The organism is Bacteroidota bacterium (assembly GCA_016720935.1).
Classification (GTDB): Bacteria; Bacteroidota; Bacteroidia; order AKYH767-A; family 2013-40CM-41-45; genus JADKJP01.
Genome location: JADKJP010000005.1, coordinates 15,874 through 31,763 on the forward strand (window position 1 = coordinate 15,874; position 15,890 = coordinate 31,763).

General features: G+C 42.2%; 7 protein-coding genes and 1 pseudogene. 4 read left to right on the top strand and 4 right to left on the bottom strand.

The window, feature by feature from the left end; all coding sequences use genetic code 11:
• Position 1: 1 nt before the first annotated feature.
• Both IPP86_06780 and IPP86_06785 read left to right on the top strand, forming a co-directional pair.
• Positions 2-991, top strand: coding sequence for a MoxR family ATPase (locus IPP86_06780; GenBank protein MBL0138221.1), 990 nt, complete (start codon positions 2-4; stop codon positions 989-991).
• Entirely contained in the window at positions 988-2,322 is a 1,335-nt protein-coding gene (locus IPP86_06785) for a DUF58 domain-containing protein (GenBank protein MBL0138222.1), read from the top strand. The genes IPP86_06780 and IPP86_06785 overlap by 4 nt, the downstream gene beginning before the upstream one ends.
• A gap of 5 nt (positions 2,323-2,327) precedes the next feature.
• Here IPP86_06785 and IPP86_06790 read toward each other — a convergent pair whose 3' ends face one another.
• A complete protein-coding gene (locus tag IPP86_06790; GenBank protein MBL0138223.1) occupies positions 2,328-2,795 on the bottom strand; it encodes an RDD family protein in 468 nt (155 codons plus the stop codon).
• Positions 2,796-2,961: 166 nt separating this feature from the next.
• On the opposite strand from IPP86_06790, the gene IPP86_06795 reads away from it, so the two are divergent.
• Positions 2,962-3,810, top strand: coding sequence for a DUF2911 domain-containing protein (locus IPP86_06795; protein ID MBL0138224.1), 849 nt, complete (start codon positions 2,962-2,964; stop codon positions 3,808-3,810).
• Between the two features lie 73 nt (positions 3,811-3,883).
• Here the strand turns inward: IPP86_06795 and IPP86_06800 are convergent.
• The 3 genes and pseudogenes from IPP86_06800 to IPP86_06810 all read right to left on the bottom strand — a co-directional run bounded on the left by IPP86_06800 (position 3,884) and on the right by IPP86_06810 (position 7,998).
• A pseudogene (locus IPP86_06800) lies at positions 3,884-6,354 on the bottom strand (PIG-L family deacetylase).
• A 46-nt stretch (positions 6,355-6,400) separates the two neighbouring features.
• Positions 6,401-6,958 carry a DUF1415 domain-containing protein gene (locus IPP86_06805; protein ID MBL0138225.1) on the bottom strand — a complete coding sequence of 186 codons (558 nt, stop codon included), beginning with the start codon at positions 6,956-6,958 and terminating at the stop codon, positions 6,401-6,403.
• A gap of 125 nt (positions 6,959-7,083) precedes the next feature.
• Positions 7,084-7,998: a hypothetical protein gene (locus IPP86_06810; GenBank protein ID MBL0138226.1), complete on the bottom strand. Its 915-nt coding sequence runs from the start codon at positions 7,996-7,998 to the stop codon at positions 7,084-7,086.
• Between the two features lie 555 nt (positions 7,999-8,553).
• Here IPP86_06810 and IPP86_06815 point away from each other — a divergent pair.
• Entirely contained in the window at positions 8,554-15,594 is a 7,041-nt protein-coding gene (locus tag IPP86_06815) for a hypothetical protein (protein ID MBL0138227.1), read from the top strand.
• The last annotated feature ends 296 nt before the right edge of the window (positions 15,595-15,890 follow it).

Consider the following 15,890-nt stretch of genomic DNA (forward strand, 5'->3'; position numbering starts at 1 on the left):
GATGGAAGAAAACACCACACAGCCCGAATTCACCGCACAACCTCCTGTTTCACCATTACAACTCGCGGCTTTGCAACTGAAAGCAGAAATTCAAAAAGTAATCGTGGGTCAGAACGAAACGATTGACCTGATGCTGGCCGGAATTTTAAGCGGTGGTCATGTCTTGCTCGAAGGTGTGCCGGGGATTGCGAAGACACTCATGGCGAAATTACTCGCCAAAACTTTGGATGTCGGCTTCTCGCGCATTCAGTTCACACCGGACATGATGCCTACCGATGTTATCGGAACATCTGTATTCAATCTCAAAACATCGGAATTTGTTTTTAATCGGGGTCCGGTATTTTCGAATATTGTTCTGATCGATGAAATCAATCGTTCTCCCGCCAAGACACAAGCAGCTTTGTTTGAAGTGATGGAGGAACGTCAAATAACTGTTGATGGTGTTACGCATCCACTGGGCTTTCCGTTTTTTGTCATCGCGACGCAGAATCCGATAGAACAGGAAGGAACCTACAAATTACCGGAAGCCCAGCTCGACCGGTTTATATTCCGTATCAAACTAAACTATCCAGCGCTCGAGGAAGAAAAACAAATCCTGCGCAGGTTCAGCGAAGACTTTTCCATGACTGCCATACAGGAAGTGAAACCTGTGCTCTCAGCGAAAGAATTGTCAGGACTCCGGACAGTCATTGAAAAAATCCACATCAAAGCGGAACTGATTGATTATATCGCGCAGATTGTACACACCACCCGTAACAACGCGGATTTATTTCTAGGCGCATCGCCCCGCGCATCCATGGCCATTCTCAAAACCGCGAAAGCGATGGCAGCGATTGCCGGACGGGATTTCGTGACGCCGGAAGATATTCAGCGTGTAACTTATCCAGTACTCAATCACAGAATAATACTTACACCTGAACGGGAAATGGAAGGACTGAGTCCGGAAGACATTATCAAAGGAATTTTACAAAACATAGAAGTACCACGGTGATCGAACATTTCCGAAATCTATACCTGACGCCACGTTTCTTCTTTTCCGGAGGAGGGATCGTGTTGTTATTTGTGTTCGGTTTCCCGTTCGCGTTTCTTTTTGTTGTCGCTAAAATTCTATTCGTTGCCTGGATCCTGGTTTTTCTCTACGACCTTTCGAATTTATTCCGTGCCTCCACAAGTTTCAGTTGTGATCGCAGCACATCCAGGCTCATGTCGTTGGGTGATGACAATGAAATCAGGATTCATATCCGAAATCAATCTCCTTTAAATTTCAGTGTAAAAATTATTGACGAATTACCTGCACAGTTACAGAAACGGGATTTTGAAATCAATCAAACCCTTGACGCTGGAGAACAAAAAACCATTGCATACTTTTTACATCCTGTACGTCGAGGCGAATTCAATTTTGGCAATACGAATATTTATATTCAGAGTAAAATTGGTCTTGCTACACGGAGAATAATTTTCGACCAAAACAAATCAGTTCCAGTTTATCCTTCCATCCTTCAGATGAAGACAATGGAATTAAAGGCATTCTCGAAAATATCAACCTTTCAGGGCATCAAAAGACTGCGCAGGCTGGGACACAGTTATGAGTTTGAGCAGATAAAAAATTATGTAGCCGGGGACGATTACAGAAGTATCAACTGGAAAGCGACGAGTCGTAAATCAGATCTGATGGTGAATCAGTACGAAGATGAAAAAGCTCAGCAAATCTATTCTCTTGTTGATAAGAGCCGAAGCATGCGATTGCCTTTCGCAGGTATGAGCCTGCTCGATTATGCGATCAATACAAGTCTTGTGATTTCCAATATCGCATTACGCAAACAAGACAAAGCCGGGCTGATTACATTTTCTGATAAAATTGAAACTATTCTTCCAGCTGAACGCAATCGCATGCAATTGCGGAAAATTCTGGAGTCATTGTACAAACAAAAAGAAAGTCAGCACGAAGCAAACTTTGAACTCCTTTACACTACTGTGCGGAATTCGGTAAAAGGGAGAAGTCTTTTGTTTTTGTATACCAATTTTGAAAGCCAATATGCCCTTGAGCGGGTGCTACCGATCCTGAGAAAATTGAACAGGTTGCATTTGCTGGTGGTTGTATTTTTTGAAAATACGGAGATCGAAGAATTTGGTAAGCAAAATTCAGCTACCATTCGTGACATTTACTATCACACGATCGCGCAAAAATATTCTTCCGAGAAAAAACAGATCATTCAGCAACTGGGACAGTACGGAATACAAAGTATCCTCACAGATCCGAAAGATCTGTCAATTCATACGATCAACAAATACCTTGAACTGAAAGCGAGAGGAATGATCTGATCCGCTTATTTTTTAAGCACCAAAGTGCCCGCCATCTGATCGTGCAATGCCTGCTTTTTATCACTCCAGATCACCATCAGGTATCCGATACCAAGAATAATACTGGAAACAATTTTACCGAAGTAACGTCCGGTCGCTTTTCCAAAACTGATTCGTTCTCCATTCATGTCACATACTCTTAGTCCCATCGCGCTTTTTCCGATGGTAGCCATACGAGCGGAACTTTCCATGCCGGCGAAATATCCGAAATTCACAGCGAGCAAAACAATATACATGACCACCATGGTTACAATCGTGCCGGAATTTATGTCTGAACTATTAACCACAGCGCTTCCAACGAATGCAAAAGAGATTATGGCATTCACTACCCATAAAATAATGGAATCAATGATGGCCGCAACTAAACGATCGCCGAATCCTGCATATTTAAATTGTGTTTTTTCTGTTTGAAGAGTGTCTAAGATCTGGTCCATGGAATTAAATTTTTGATTGGAAGGATAATATTATCATTTTTTTAAACTCCGGACAAATACAAATCCTTTTTTATTCCCAAATACGGCTTTTTTACATGCTTTCAAAAAATGAGAGGACTCTGTTCTTTTCAAAAAACTGTATCTTGCATTCAAATAAACTCAAACTATGAAAAAAACCTTATTTCTTTCAGCGGCATTGCTTTTGGCAATACTCATTCCTGATTTAAGTTCAGCACAACTGGTTTTACCTCAGGCCAGTCCAAAAGCAAGTGTCATGCAGGCAGTGGGACTCACGGACATTACCATTGATTACAGTAGTCCGGGTGTAAAAGGCCGTGCCATTTGGGGCGACTTACTTCCGTATGATAAAATCTGGCGTACAGGCGCCAATGCTGCAACGAAGATCACTTTTAGCAAAGATGTTAAAATTGGCGAAACTTCTGTTCCTAAAGGCAGCTACTCCATTTTCACAATTCCAGGAAAATCTACATGGACATTCATTTTGAATAAAAATGCTACTGCAAGTGTGGATGAATACAAAGCCGATGAAGATTTGATGCGCATGACAGTGACTCCTGAAGCATGTCCGATGCGCGAACGTCTCAATTTCAGTATTACTGATTTCAGTGATGACAATGCCAAAATCGTCATAGAATGGGAAAAAGTTCGTTTGACCATTCCTGTGACTACAGGAACCAGCGAACAGGCAATGGCTAATATTAAAAGCAGTACTGAAGGCACATGGAGGGTTTATAATTCCGCTGCACGATACATGCTGGACACAAAGAAGGACTATGATGAAGGTCTGAAATATGTGGAAAAATCGCTCCAACTCAGCAGTGAATGGTATAACAACTGGACAAAAGCCCAGTTGCTTGCCGCGAAAAACAACTATAAGGAAGCATTGGTGTATGCCAACAAAGCAAAAGAGCTTGGCGATAAAAACGTTGGAGAATTTTTCTTCAAAACACAGGTAGAAAAAGCGATTGCTGAATGGCCGGCAAAAGCGAAATAAAACAAAGGGAGCAATGAACACAAAAGGCGCGGAGAGATTTTTCTCTTCGCGCCTTTTATTTATTAAGGTCTGATTATTTACCTATTGACATCAGGTTTAAAAATAAACGATATGCTCCCGGCACTCCGGCAGGTAATTCGCGGAAGAAGACCAGACCTGTATAGATAAAGTGACCTTTACCATATTCAGCTACAATCAAACTTCCATCGGAAGCTTTTTCCCCGGGATCATTCATGGAAAATAATGTTTTGTAATGACTATCCCATTCGCCTGCGAAATAAATACCACGTTCCTGAATCCATCCGTCGAAATCACTTTGTGAAACAGGATTGGGAAACTTCAGTAATTTACTTTCAGTATCAAGGATAGTTATTTTCGCGTTTTCGTTAGTCACTCTGTCGCGGGTAATTTTGAATGGATAAGGTCCGATTTCCGCTTTGAGTGTGCTGAGAAAATTATTGGTGTTGTATTGTACTAAAAGTGTACCGCCATTTTTTACATATTCCATCAGACGAGGCTGGTACACCGGAATTCTTTCGTTGGTATTGTAAGCACGGATCCCGGTGATGATTACATCATAATTTGAAAGATCACCTGTTGTGAGCGTAGCATCATTCAATACTTGCACATTATAACCTAACTGATTTAAGCATTGAGGAATTTTGTCCCCGGCTCCTTCTATATAGCCGATGCGAAGAGGAATTGTTTTCAAAGAAGCATGAACAAACTTCAAATCACAAGGACGAACCATTGTTTGCACCGGAATGTGATCGTAATTCAAACGTTCAAGTGATTGATGATAACTTATGCCATTCACTTCCGCGGTTGGTGTTATTTGTATCTCTGAAAAAGACGCAGGAGGCTGAACTGTGAAGTCGGCTTCCATTTCTTCATCCTTAGCAGCTAAATTAAATTGGATAGAAGCCGGAGAGGATGTCCATCCCGCCGGTAAGGGAAGTTTCAATTCCCCTCTGACGTTTCCGGTTCCTGCTTTTAATTTCATGCGAACTGTGCGCGGCGATTCATTTCCGAAAACAAAAACTTTTTCATCCGGGATAATACTCACAGCAGGAATGACATCAAGCGAACGATACAGTTCACCTTTTACAGGATCTACCCATTTGTAAACAACCGGGCGACTTATTGTAATTTCTTCGTTGTTCCATTTCAACTGAAAAGTGGTTGAAATTTGAGGAGCATTTTCAGGTAAACCAATCTGCTGATGATCTTTGACTGTAAACAAACCTGATCCGTGTTTTTCATTCAGCCAATAGGGATTGGAATACATCACTGATGAAGGTACGACTACACTATCAACCGCATTGATCAATACATTTTGTTCCAAAGTTTTATTCATCACAGAATCCTCCGTATTGAAACGCACTGATTTCAATACAAAGGGAAGATCGGTCCGGTTGATGATTGAAGCAGTGATTTTTAATTTTTCACCAGGAATTACTGAAGAATTGTCGGCAAAAGCTTCCGTGAAAAATCCACCGCAGGAAAGAATGAGTTCGTTAATTTCTTTCACTTTAAGATTTTTCCAGTACTCGTCATTGATCTCCGCATTTATTTTCTTTCTCAAAGCAAACAATGCAGGAATACTTGCACCGGGATTCTGATCGTTGAACGATTTAATAATTTTTTGAATTTCTGCAGACACTGCTTCTCCACCCTTTACTCTGCTCCATGTAGTATTGATTCCGGATAATTCATTTTGTTGAAAGGGTGTTCCGTCAATAAATTTCAGGTAATCGAGTTGTTTGCCGCGGCTGCGGGCAGTTCCAAAACCCTGACTCTTATGCATGCTGCGACTTTCGGAAGCAAGTTCGCCATATGATTTACCGAGTAAATAATTAAAAGCGCCAATGTCAACACCGGTGATATCCGGTTTGTCTTTAACCTCTTCCTCCTTTGGACGAAACATATTCCAGAAGATGCGCTGAGCCTGCCAAACCTCCACATATTTCAATTGTTCGGGAAAGCGTTTAGGATCAGCAGCGGCTTTGAATGCTTCCACTGCAAGAATCGCTGAAGCGGTATGATGTCCGTGTCCACCTTCGCCGGTTGTCGGGAAACGCATGATGATGATATCCGGACGAACTTTACGGATTGCCCAGACAACATCTGAAAGAATTGAATCTTTGTTCCAGAATGTGAATGTTTCCTCCGGATTTTTTGAGTACCCAAAATCCACCGCGCGGCTGAACATCTGTTCGGCACCATCCACTCTTCTTGCGGCAAGAATTCCTGAGTACGGATGACACCGAGCAATTCGCCCTGCTCCGATCCGATCAGGTTCTGGCCACCATCACCTCTGGTCATAGAAATATAAGTTGCCCTGAAATGTTTTTCATTCGCGTAGTAAGAAAGCAAACGCGTATTCTCATCATCCGGGTGAGCGGCGACATACAAAATTGAACCAAGGGTATTCAGCTTTTCCAGGTTAAGGCGAATATCCGCAGTGCTGTTTCGTTTGGGCTGAGCCACCGAAAATTGTAAACTCATGAATAATAAAAGGAAGCAGGCAATTGATCTTATCATATCATTTCAGGAATTGAATGGTCAAAGATACAGAATTGAGGATGGATTAGTCTTTTGTATTACTAAAGCAGGCAGCCCAAAGAGCCTTCATTTGTGCGAGACCTTTCTTACGGGCAAGTTCGATATTTCTTTCTGGAATTCCATCTACATCCGGAAAGCTGTCGATCGCGGCGGAAAGACTGGCTTCCCTTAACAAATGTAACATTGGATACGGGGAGCGGTTGGTGTAATTGGCCGGATCATCCTCTCCTGATCCCTGAAAAAGATAATTGGGATGAAAGCTGGCAACCTGGTACACGCCTTCGTAATTCATTTCTTCGAGCAAAGATTCCGTCAATTCAACGAAGTGGAGATAGTCGTTAAAATCCTGTAACGATTCAGGGAAGATGAGTAAGGTTGTTTCAATTTGTTCATTCTGATCAAGCTGAAGAAAAGCCTGCGCAACCAATTCCAGGCTTTTTTCGGTATCGTCAGTTTCTATTGTATCATAATGAATGGACCCGCGCCGTACTTCTTTAGCGGCAAATGGGCAAAAATTAAGACCAACCACAACCCGGTTGACCCAATTCCTGGTATGACGAATTATTTCTTCCTTGTCGGTCATAGAACCACAAATGTAAATCAATCTTCTGCTTTTTCTGAAAAAACCTTCTTTCTGCCTGACTAGAATAAAAAAGAGCTGTGTAATAATTACACAGCTCCTGAAATACGCAAGTGCGTATTGATAAATTAGTCTAAACGAAACCTGTAGGCAATACCTGTATTGACAAACATTCCATCTTTGCTTTTCCTGTAAATACCTGCAGACTGCTGCAATTCATCAGCATTGTTGTAAAGGGTGTAGGTCCGGTAAAATGTTTCACCTGCTTCAGCATAAACAACAAAATGCTTGCTGAGATACGCGTTAATATAAATTTTCAATTCGTCATGACCCATTGTTTTATCGCCTTCACGAACATAGTATCCTCCTGTCGCACTGCTCAATCGGTATGAACTGATACAGGTATACAATGCCGCTCCGGCATAAAATGATTTCGAAATTTTGTATTCAAAATTCAGGTTGTTGGGAAGATCACCGAATAAATTTATATGCTCATTGATTTTCCAGTCTATACCCAGAAGCGGAAGAAAATAATCTCCAAAAAATTCTCTGTTGTAATAAATTCCAAAATGATATTTGAGTGTTTCTTTTTTCTTGAAACAAAACAATGCAAGTCCGCCCAATTGTGCATCCTCCATACTGATGTCTTTATAATCTGAATTTATTTTTGGAAGAACCAGCAATGTTGTTCTCCACTTGGGATTCTTCCATCCCAGATCCGCGCCAAGCATCAATGAAGTGCTGTACAGATCCGTATGAATGTCAGTAGCACCGCTGGTTTCAAAATGCAATTGTGTGTAATCGCCTCCGACAAGAATAACATCCTTGTTTTTTTGTTCCATTGGAAGAAGGAATGTTGCCTCTGCCTGATAGCCTCCCAACTTTGAGGAATTTTCTGAAGAATATTCCTGAGGAGAGAAGAACTGCACTTTCGCGTTGAATAAATCCACGAAGGGTTGAGCCTGCACTTGTATTGGATTCAGCAACAAAATCAACACGCGTAGACAAAACATCAGCGCGGGCACTTTGAAGATTGACTTCATGACAAAATTATTTTCAGGAGCGATAGCCCCAGGTTACAAATTGGTGTACATCCATTTCCTCCAAAGGTTTTCAGCATACACCTTTATTTACCAACTCTAAGTGAAGACAATTATTCATTGAGTGTTTTTTGAATCATTTTCAGATGTAAAAAAGGGGGCCCCATTTTCCTCAGGAACCCTCTGAACATAATATAATTGGATTATTCCAAGAATTACATGTTATAACGCTTGTTTTTAGGAGGCCTGAAAAAAGGATATCTGTTTCAACATCTATTTATTCCCGTTCAGGGTATTTAATTAAAAAAAGCCTGTTTTTGGTTGTTAATTAGCTGATGTCATTGAATTTGGAATAAGAGATTCAAGGAATTAGTGGATACTGTAATATTCTTATAAATCAAAATTACAGAAATGGAATGCTTCGAATGTAAGGTCTCCCACTATAAACGAACCATTGTGCAATGTCAATCACAGGTTCTTCATCTTCAAAAGGAGCACAAAACAATTGCCCTTCAATAATTTCAAAATAAAGCACGCGGATTCCCTGAACAAAATTGCATGAAACAACACTCTACTCACTACATCCACAAAACTTTTGAATTCTTTTTTGTGCTGATCATGAATGCATGTTTGCTTCTACCTTCAAAAGCTATCGCGCAATCACCGGAAATACAGGATCAGCCGAAAGTGAATTTGTTGTCGGGCAAGGACAGTTACTCTCCTTCTTTCACCAGCGCTCCGGATCAGGATGTTTTTGGAACAGGTGGAGTCTTCATCAGGAATGTTGGTCAATACGGAGATCTGTTGGAATCAGCGCCGCAAATGGGAAAGATTCTTTTTGCTTACGAAGGTTTAGAAATGCCTGTGTTGTTTACTTCAAAAGGACTGGTATATCTCCAAAGAAAAACACATAGCCTGAATGAAAGTGAAAGAGAAAAACTGGAAGCGAAAGGAATTCCGGAAGCTGAACTTGAAAAAAGGACAACTGTCACAGACCGATTACTGACGATGGAATGGATGCATGCGAATCCTGATCCGGAAATCATCGTAGATCAGGCATCAGCTGCATACTTCACTTATGGATGGTTGCAGGAGAAAGCGGATGCTTATAAAAAAATCACTTACAAAAATTTATATCCCGGAATTGATCTTGTTTACACGTTTGACGCGATAAAAAAACACGGTTTTGAATACAGTTTGATTGTGAGTGCCGGAGCTGACCTGAATTTAATTTGCATGCATTACGGCGGAGATCTCAGGAAAATAAAAAAGGAAAAAGATGGCAGTCTGATCATTCGTTCCGACATAAACGGAATTCAGCAATCGTTACCGCTTAGTTTTTATGATGAAGCAGGAAATTTATCTTCAAATGGAAAAGTTCAGCTGAACACCGAATACAAAATTACCAATGACGATGTACGTTTCCACTTTCCGGATGGATACGATCAGCAACGCAGCCTTGTGATCGATCCTTTTGTAAGCAGCACTGCAAATCTTACCGGTGGAAATGCCGGAAAGGCAAAAGATATTGATTTTGATTATGCGGGAAATATTTTTGTCACCGGTGGTGGTGATGGTTCAATTTACAAACTCGCTAAATACGATCCGAATGGAATTTTACAATGGACATTCAACGGAACACTCGCAGTACCTGCCTGGAGCTTTGGAACGTACTATGGTGGTTGGGTGGTTGAAAAAACAACAGGCAGCACCTATCTCGGACAAGGTTTTGCTCCCGGTGCTGGTTTTCGCATCATCCGCCTGAACGCAGCGGGAATTTATGATAATTACATATCTACTGGAAATCCTTCATTTCAGGAGGACTGGAAAATGCTTTGGAGTTGCAACAATGGTTCACCGAGAATATTGGTAGCAGGGGGAGGGACAAATTCTAACATCAACTTAGGTATTTGCACGCCTCCTTCGACTACCATATCTTCTGTAAACATTACGGGAATCCCCTATTCCGTTGGAACAGGATGGGCGCAGGATATTTCGGATATCATTATTGATCCTTCTAACAATGACATGTATACCATTTACGGGTCACTGATAGGAACTCCTTCTTTATCAAATAAAATTTACAAGAACACTGCTCCCTACAGTGGTACCTCCGTTGCATGGAATATCACATCCGGATTCACCACGATTCAGGAAATTGCCAATCGTCCCTACCTGCTAGGTCCGCAAATTGACAATTCAAGTAATGTTCTTGCAGTAAATTCCTCTTACATGTTTTATTGGGATGGAAAAAATTTAAAGGCATTTGATAAAGCATCTGGGGCAGGAGTTGGCACTCCACTTAGCATTGCGGCAAACACCGCCCTGATGCAGGGCGGAATCATAGCCGATGAATGCAATAATATTTTTGTTGGCTCCATCAATGGTACCGTGAAGGTTTACAAATTCACAGGCTCCATTTTTGACGATGCCGCGGATCCGGACATCACGATTTCCGGATTTCCAACAGCCTCAGTTTATGATCTCCTGAACAACGATGCGCAAAAGTTGCTTTACGTTTGTGGAAACGGTTTTGTCGCATCCATCGATATCAGCGCTTATGGATGTTCCAGTACAGTATATTCTGTTGCCGCTACAACCAATTGCACAACACTTTCAGCAACAGCGTTGCTCAGTCCAAATCCACCTTCAGGATCAACAGTAACCTATATACTCTACAATGGAACAACGCAGGTGGCAAGCAACAGCACCGGAATTTTTACAAGCCTTCTTCCAAATGTGACGTATACCGTGCACGCCATTGTGAACCAAACCTGCAGCGGTACACAAACGCTCACCACATTCAACATTGTAGCTCCAAATCTTTCCATTACAAAAACAGATGCAAGCTGTGGTTCCGCTTCCGGTACGATTACAGCAACAGCCAGCGGTGGAACAGGCGCGCTTTCATACAGTATTGACGGAGTCAATTATCAAAGCAGTGGAAATTTTACTGGCTTAAGTGCAGGCGTGTACACATTAACCGTGCGTGATGGAAACGGTTGTGGAAATTCCGGAGTGGTTACAATAGTAAATTCGAATGGTCCTTCTGTATCACTTGTAAAAACAGACGCATCTTGTGGGATCGCAAATGGAACAATCACCGCTTCAGGATCAGGAGGTACAGCACCCTACAGTTATTCCATTGACAATGGAAGCTTCCAGGGGAGTCCATCTTTCACAGGACTCTTATCCGGAAATCATGTGATCACTGTGAAGGACGCCACAGGATGTACCAATAGCGGAAACATCCTGATCAACAATGTCGGAGTAACAACCATCACGGCAAGTACCATTGGAGCAAGTTGCGGAAATAACAATGGTAGCATTACAGCGACGGTTTCAGGAGGAATTGCACCCTATTCATATTCGTTGAATGGTGTAAATTTTGTTGCCAACAATATTTTTACAGGAATGGCTTCCGGAAATTATACACTCACTGTAAAAGATTCAACAGGTTGTATCAATTCCATTCCGCTAACATTAACAGACATTTCCGGGCCGGTCATCAGTGCTACCGCGGTTCCAACCTCCTGCAACAGTTTTACCGGAACCGTCACTGTATCCAGTAGCGGTGGAACTGCACCCGTGCAATTCAGTCTGAACAACGGCCTTACATTTCAAACTTCCACAGTTTTTTCAGGACTTCAGGGAGGTGCATATACTGTATTGGCAAGAGATGCAAATGGCTGTACGAATACAATTTCAGTAATCGTCAACTTGTCACTACCTCAGGTTACAGATAGCGCCGCAACTGCTTCCTGCAATTTAAGTGATGGCGCAATCTTCGCGATCGGTACAGGTGGAATTCAACCGTATCAATATTCTCTCAACGGATCAGCATTTCAGTCAGGAAATATTTTTTCCGGCCTTTCCGCAGGAGCTTATTCGCTAACCATTAAAGACGCGAATGGGTGTACAAACAGTATTTCGCCAGTCGTCGTAAACAACGCATCCGGATTGCAAATTACTACGAGTGCTACCATTTCATCCTGCACGCTTGCAAATGGAACCATCACCGCATCAGGAAGCGGAGGAACTGCACCACTTCAATATTCCATCAATGGAGTAACTTTTCAAAGCAGCAATACTTTCAGTGGTTTGAGTGCCGGTGCATATACGGTGACCGTGAAAGATGCAGTAGGATGTACAAGTCAATACCGTACTGTTGTCAATTCAATTCCTGGACCAAGCGTAACTGCTACTGCTACGACAACTTCGTGCAATAGTAATAATGGCACAATCACCGCTAATGCTTCCGGTGGAACTCCGACGTATCAGTATTCTATCAACGGCACAACATTCCAGGCAGGCAATGTATTTACAGGACTATTATCAGGCGCCTACACGGTTACGGCAAGAGATATCAATGGTTGTACAGGAACCTTCCCTGTTGTGATCGCTAATATTGGAGGAGGCTCCGGTCCGACTGTCACAGCAACTTCTGTTCCTGCCCAGTGCGGGCAGAGCAATGGAAGGATTGATGCTAACAGCAGTGGCGGTCAGAACCCAACCAGACATAGTATAGACGGGATAAATTATCAGGGCAGTGGAACCTTTAACAATATCCCTCCGGGTACTTATACGGTTTATGCAAGAGATGCGAACGGATGTATCAGTACGACAACTGTAGTTGTAGGCAATGTTGCTGGTCCGCAGGTTACGGCGACAACCACACCTTCCTTGTGTGGTTCGGGTACAGGTACTATCACAACAACCGGATCGAACGGAACACCAACATACAGATATAGTATTGATGGAGGAAACACTTTTCAGACGGGGACTTTGTTCTCCGGTCTTACAGCAGGCTTCTATACCGTTACGATTCGTGATGCGGCGAATGTGTGCAGGAACTCTATAGTTGTGTATGTGGCGAACTCCAACGGACCATCAATCAGTGCGACGAAAACTGATGCAAGTTGCGGAATAAATAACGGAATCATTAATGCATCTGCAACAGGTGGTGTTGCACCAGTCTCATTCAGTTTGAATGGAATCAACTTTCAAAACTCCGGAACATTTACGGGTTTGTCGGCCGGACAATATGCGATCACAGCGAAAGATGCTACTGGTTGTATCAATATTTCAAGCATCACAGTGAATGCGGCGCCATTACCACAAGTCAGCGCAAGCTCAACCCCGGAAGCATGCGGTCAGGGTAATGGAAGTATCAACCTGACAGGATCAAGCGGCACTCTTCCCTACCAATATTCGATTGATGGAACAACATTTCAGGCAAATGGAAACTTCAACGGACTATCCGCGGGATTGTACAGCCTGACCTTACGGGATGCAAACGGTTGCATCAGCAGTACCAACGTCACCGTATCCGGAATTACCGGACCACAACTCAGTGCAACTTCTTCCGCTGCATGTTCTCCTGGCAGTGGTAAGATAATCGTGACAGGTACGGGAGGTACTGCGCCTTATCAGTATTCTGTCAACGGAGTAATTTTTCAAACCAGTTTTATTTTCACCAATCTTGCAGTAGGTCCTTACACTGTCACCATTAAAGACGCGAACAATTGCATCAATACTACATCTGTGAATGTAAACCCCGGTTCAGCGCCGAACATTTCCGCTACAACTGTCGCGGCCTCGTGTGGATCAGCAAATGGATCAATCACAGCTTTTGGTTCGGGTGGTACAGCACCTTATCAGTACTCCATCAATGGAATTAATTTCCAATCGGCCACACTTTTTTCGGGATTAAGTATCGGTACTTACACGCTCACCATCCGTGACGCAAACGGTTGCACCAATTCAACCACGGCGACAATTTCAATTGCATCGGGCACAACCTTAACGTGGACAGGCGCGGTGAGTACTGATTGGCATGACAAAAATAATTGGGGCGGCTGTGTTGTGCCGGATTGCAGATACAATGTTTCAATTCCGGGTGGTCCGGTAAACCAACCGGTCATTTCCACACAGGATGCCAGTTGCAGGAGCATTACAATCATCTCCTGTGCAAGACTTACTCTGACAGCCAACAGGCAGTTGATGGTGTGCAATGACTATACTAACAATGGACTTTTCACAGCGGGAAATTCGAGCACAGTATTATTTCAGGACACCTGCCTGGGTTGCGCCGGAGGTGTGATACATAACCAGATTGTGACCGGTGTTCTTGCCGGAACAAGTAAGTTCTGGCATTTTACCGTAAACAAACCAGCCGGGACAATGGTTACTCTTAATCAAAACACGGACATCACAGGCAACCTGACAACAATCAATGCAACAAGTATTCTGAATACGAATAACAGGAGAATTCGTCTTGGTGGTGATTTTAACAATGCTGCCGGAGGAACAACTTACATCAATTCATTTCCCTCAGGGTTTTTAGAATTTATCGGAACAGCCTTACAGAACTACTCTGCTGGAGGAGCATTGGATTTACAAAATGTCATCATCAACAATACCGGTGCAGGTGTGAACCTCATTGGAAACAATATGTCTTTGAGCACGAGTGGTTCATTATCATTACAACTCGGCAACATTATTACGAATGCGCTTGAAGTAACGATGAAAAATAATTCTCCCGGAGCTATTACCGGTGGTTCAGTGAATAGTTTTGTTCAAGGGTATCTGCGCCGTTATCTTGATGGCACTGCATCATCCTATGATTTTCCAGTTGGTCATATTATTAAACGATATCAAAAAGCGAATGTCCGCTTCACTACAAATACTACAATTCCGGATCTGCTCGTCAATTTCGAAAGTTATCCTTCACTTCCCAACGGGCCGGTCTCTTCTGATTGTCTTGGGTACGATTACAGTTTATTCCCTGTTTTGGATAACGGATACTGGAACTTCATTGCTTCTGCCAATAACAACAGTGGAACATTTGACTTGACGTTATTCAACACAAACTTTACAGCTGTTCCAATGTTTACAACTGTCGTTTCATCAACACTTACTCCACCATCATCGGCAAGCTGGTCCTTAAACGGAATCTGCAATATGGGAAGTACTCCTGCACAAACGAGACGCGACGGCTTAAATGGTTTTTCTTCATTTGGAACGGGAGTTTCAGGATCACCGTTACCAATTGAATTACTTTCTTTCAGTGGTTATGCAAATGGAAATAAAAATGTTCTGGAATGGATTACAGCCAGCGAAATCAACAATGATTACTTTACGCTCGAACACTCGGCTGATGGGATCAGTTTTGAAGAAATTGCAAAAATAGATGGCGCGGGAAATAGTACCGAAGAAAAGCGATACACTGCACTCGATGAATATCCGCTTCCCGGAAGAACATATTACAGGCTTAAGCAAACTGATTATGACGGGAAATTTACCTATAGCAATACAATTGTGCTTTTGAACAAAACTAATTCAGAATCGACACAAGTGTCAATTCAACCCGGACAACATTTGCTGACTATACATTACAATTCACCATCAAATCACAAGATCCGAATTTCGATATTGAATACTCTTGGAGAACAAATTATCACAGAAACAAAAACGATGAACAAAGGTCCTGAAAACTTCCAGGTTAATCTTGATGGATTCGCGGCAGGTACATATTTGCTCAAACTCGAAGATGAGAATGGCACGCCTGTATATACCGGTATTTTCTCTGAACTTTAATATCGAGATTGATAGATTTTACGTCATAAAATTATCTGTATCTGTTCTTCAAGAATCGAAATGAAAGCATGGTTTTGTGAATTCGAGCAAAACCTCGCTCTTTCTTCAGGGTACACCAGTACTGACCTCAGACTTATTTAAACTGCTAATCTTTGGATTAGTATTGCATGGAAGTTCGTCCTCTTTGAATATTTTTCCATTTTATCAGAAAATAAATCATTTTCGAAACATTCTGAAATTTGTACAATTAATTTACCACAATTTCTATTCTTTAAATTAGGCAAAATGCCGAATTT